The organism is Pontimicrobium sp. MEBiC01747 (genome assembly GCF_053601635.1).
Window position 1 is genome coordinate 1 of sequence record NZ_JBSHNS010000354.1, and the last position, 3,245, is coordinate 3,245.

Annotated in this window: 3 protein-coding genes; 1 reads left to right on the forward strand and 2 read right to left on the reverse strand. The window is 33.1% G+C overall.

The window, feature by feature from the left end; all coding sequences use genetic code 11:
- On the reverse strand, positions 1-1,604 hold a 1,604-nt coding region (locus tag ACVC2P_RS11370), incomplete at its 3' end, for a Clp protease N-terminal domain-containing protein (protein ID WP_452598590.1).
- Between the two features lie 160 nt (positions 1,605-1,764).
- Here ACVC2P_RS11370 and ytxJ point away from each other — a divergent pair.
- The gene (ytxJ, locus tag ACVC2P_RS11375; RefSeq protein ID WP_452598591.1) at positions 1,765-2,154 is read left to right on the forward strand and encodes a bacillithiol system redox-active protein YtxJ; all 390 of its coding nucleotides are present in this window, start codon (positions 1,765-1,767) and stop codon (positions 2,152-2,154) included.
- A 62-nt stretch (positions 2,155-2,216) separates the two neighbouring features.
- Here ytxJ and ACVC2P_RS11380 read toward each other — a convergent pair.
- Positions 2,217-3,245: hypothetical protein (locus ACVC2P_RS11380; protein WP_452598592.1), on the reverse strand; the 1,029-nt coding region annotated here is incomplete at its 5' end.

Here is a 3,245-nt window from a genome sequence, read left to right on the forward strand (position 1 = left end):
TCTGCAATATCATCATAAGTAACTTCTTCTTTTATTAAAGAGGTCTCGGCTTGTGCTTCTAGTTGCTTCTGGTATTCTTCTAGTTTTTCTTGTGCTTCTTTTATTTTTCCGTAACGTAATTCGGCTACTTTACCATAATCGCCTTCACGCTCTGCGCGTTCTGCTTCTAGTTTATAGTTTTCAATATCCTGTTTTGTGTTCTGAATATTATCTACAACTTCTTTTTGACTTTTCCACTTTGCATTAATTGCGTTGCGTTCTTCTTTTAAATTAGCCAGTTCAGAGCGTAATGCTTTTAGTTTGGTTTCATCTTTTTCACGCTTAATAGCTTCAATTTCAATTTCTAACTGCATTACTTTTCTATCGAGCACGTCTAACTCTTCTGGTTTAGAGTTAATTTCCATACGTAATTTAGACGCAGCTTCATCCATTAAATCGATGGCCTTGTCTGGTAAAAAGCGATTGGTTATATAGCGTGTTGAGAGTTCTACAGCTCCAATAATTGCATTGTCTTTTATGCGTACTTTATGGTGCGTTTCGTACTTTTCCTTTATCCCTCTTAATATAGATATTGCGCTTTCTGTATCTGGTTCGTCTACCATTACTTTTTGGAAACGACGTTCTAAGGCTTTGTCTTTTTCAAAATATTTTTGATACTCGTCTAATGTTGTCGCGCCTATTGCTCTTAATTCGCCACGCGCTAATGCTGGTTTTAAAATGTTTGCAGCATCCATTGCGCCTTGTCCGCCTCCAGCGCCTACTAAGGTGTGGATTTCGTCTATAAATAACACGATATCTCCTTCGCTTGTTGTTACTTCTTTTATAACGGCTTTTAAACGTTCTTCAAATTCGCCTTTAAATTTTGCACCTGCAATAAGCGCTCCCATATCTAGAGCAAAGATTTGTTTGTCTTTTAAGTTCTCAGGAATATCGCCATCTATAATTCTATGGGCTAATCCTTCTGCAATGGCAGTTTTACCTGTTCCTGGTTCTCCTACTAGTATAGGGTTGTTTTTTGTACGTCTAGATAGTATTTGAAGAATACGTCGTATTTCTTCATCTCGTCCAATAACGGGATCTAGTTTTCCATCTTTGGCTAACTGATTTAAGTTTTTAGCGTACTTATTTAAAGCGTTATAGGTTTCTTCTTGGTTTTGCGAAGTTACACGATCTCCTTTTCTTAACTCTTCAATAGCAGCATTTAGCGCTTTTTCTGTAACACCTTGATCTTTTAATACTTGTGCTATTTTACTTTTAGATTTAAATATTGCTAAAATTAAATGCTCTATAGAGACATAATCGTCGCTCATTTTTTTAGCAATTATAGAGGCCTCGTTTAGGGCTTTACTTGCTTCTTGAGATAGCATTAAATTACCGCCCGAAACTTTAGAGAAACTTTCTATTTGCTTATCTAAAATTTGCTGAAGTATGGTTATATTTACATTTAGTTTTTTTAATAGAAAAGGCAATACATTTTCGTCTATTTCAAAAATAGCTTTAAATATGTGTTCGTTTTCTATTTGTTGATGGTTGAAACTTTGGGCAAGTTGTTGTGCTTGCTGTATAGCTTCTTGTGATTTTATTGTATAGTTGTTAAAATTCATAACATGATTTTTTTTCTTGTTTACGAAGCTATTAAAACAATAACTTTACCATTGTAGTTTATAGGACAAAATGACCGTTGATGCTTAAAAATACATGACTTTTAGTCAGTTTGTAAGCTTTTAGTTTACTACCGACTTAATTAAATATAAATGACAAAACATGGGATTAATAAATAAACTATTTGGGGGTTCTAACGAACCTAAGGAGGAAAAAGTATTGCCTTGGATACCTTTAAGTCAATTACAACAGCTTAAATTTATTAAAGATAAATCGAAAACAAAAACACAAGTTATATTTAAACACTCTACACGTTGTGGCATTAGCCGCATGGTTATGAGTCAATTTGTAGAGAATTACGAGTTTACAGAAAAGGATTTAGACTTGTATTATTTAGATTTATTAAGTTATAGAGATGTTTCTAACGAAGCTGGATACGAATTTCAAGTGATGCACCAATCGCCTCAAATTATAGTTATTAAAAATGGGGTAGCGGTAGCTAATGCGTCGCACGGTGCTATTAATAGTTTAGATTTAAATCGTTTTGTTTAGATAAGATGCAAAAACTAATAAGTATAAAAAAAACTCCCGAAGCTATTCGGGAGTTTTTGTTTTTATCGCCTAAAACTATTGCCTGTTATAATTTCTTTAAGCTGTAGTTTGAGGTCTTCTCCTGTATCGAAAATCATTTGCTCGTTACTTGGGAATTGTACTCTTCTATTATCTAAATAACTTAATAAGTTTTGGTCTAATGCGCGACGATCTCCTCTAGAGGTGGCATAGAAATGTTCAAATAGGTATTCGCTTTGTAGTGGGAAGGCTTCTATAAGTTGTTTTGTATTGTAATCTTTATAGGTTACAGTACCAACGATACTAGAGGTTTTAAATTGTCTAGTTTCATAATACTCACAACGTACTGTTTTAAATTTATCTACTTTAATTTTGTTTCCTAAGCTATCTTTAAGCACGTTTCCATCACCATCTAATGCATATTTCCAGCCATCGACTACTTGTTTTTCTCTTATTATTTCTCGTTCTTTAATTTGTTCTGGAGAAATAGCAATGTTACGTAGTATAACTTCCATACCAAAATCGTATCGTCTTTGTGTGTCGGGGTTGTTATGGTAAACGGTCCATAAATCATTTAAACCATAAGTGCTAAAGTTAAGTAAGTCTTCTTCCAATCTTCTAGGAATAACTTGTTGTGTATCGTTAACCATATTAACAATAACATAATCTGTTCCTTTTTCGTGTGCTTGTTTTATAAGTTGCCTAACGTTTTTGTAATTGGGGTTAATACGGTCTAAGTATTTAAAGTCATCAAAGGCCTTTCTGTAATCGTACTTGTCATTACTATTTAATAGTTGTTTTGCATTGTTATATAAATAGTTTGATGTTTTATCTTTTGCAGCAATTATTTGCGAATTATAATTTTTAAAGCTAAAGGCTACTTTTTTGTTCCCTATGTATAATGGTAGTACTGGTTTTATACGCTCTTGTCTAGCTCTTAAAGTTTGATATAACTCATAGATTTGTTCGTAATTAGCAGGATTATTATCTTTTTCTAAATAGGTAATACGTTCTTTATCTCTTGCTTCAGCCTTATCGAATGCTTCTTTTAGTAAATAGATGTAATCTACTTT